Consider the following 587-nt stretch of genomic DNA (forward strand, 5'->3'; position numbering starts at 1 on the left):
GCGTCCTCGACCTTGGGCTTTTCCACCAGACCGGTGACCTCGGTGATGTCGCCATCGCGCGCACCCGGCGCGATCACGCCATAGCTCGACACTGTCTCGCGCGGGACCTCGAGCACGCTGATCAGGTTGCCACCCAACCGGTTATAGGCTTCGACCATCTGCTTCATGCAGCCGGGCGAGCCGACCATGAACTCGTCGGGCAGAAAGATCGCGAACGGTTCGTCGCCCACGATCGCGCGTGCGCACCAGATCGCATGGCCCAGCCCCAGAGGTTCCTGCTGGCGGACATAGGCGCAGTTGCCCGGGCCCAGCCGCGTGGGTTCCAGCACCTCGAGCGACTTGCCGCGCTCTGCCATCGTCTTTTCAAGCTCGAAAGCGATGTCGAAATGGTCTTCGATCGCGCTCTTGCCGCGCCCGGTGACGAAGATCATCTGCTCGATTCCCGCCTCGCGCGCCTCATCGACCGCGTACTGGATCAACGGACGATCGACGATCGGCAGCATCTCCTTGGGGATGGCCTTGGTCGCGGGAAGGAAACGGGTGCCAAGCCCGGCAACCGGAAACACTGCTTTGCGGATGGGCTTCAT

Annotated in this window: 1 protein-coding gene; it reads right to left on the minus strand. The window is 63.7% G+C overall.

The window, feature by feature from the left end:
* The coding region (locus LI72_RS18650; protein ID WP_033927484.1) for a UTP--glucose-1-phosphate uridylyltransferase at nucleotides 1-587 on the minus strand (587 nt) is incomplete at its 3' end.

Origin of the sequence: Sphingomonas sp. 35-24ZXX (genome assembly GCF_000786215.1) — a bacterium.
In the GTDB taxonomy this organism is placed as follows: Bacteria; Pseudomonadota; Alphaproteobacteria; order Sphingomonadales; family Sphingomonadaceae; genus Blastomonas.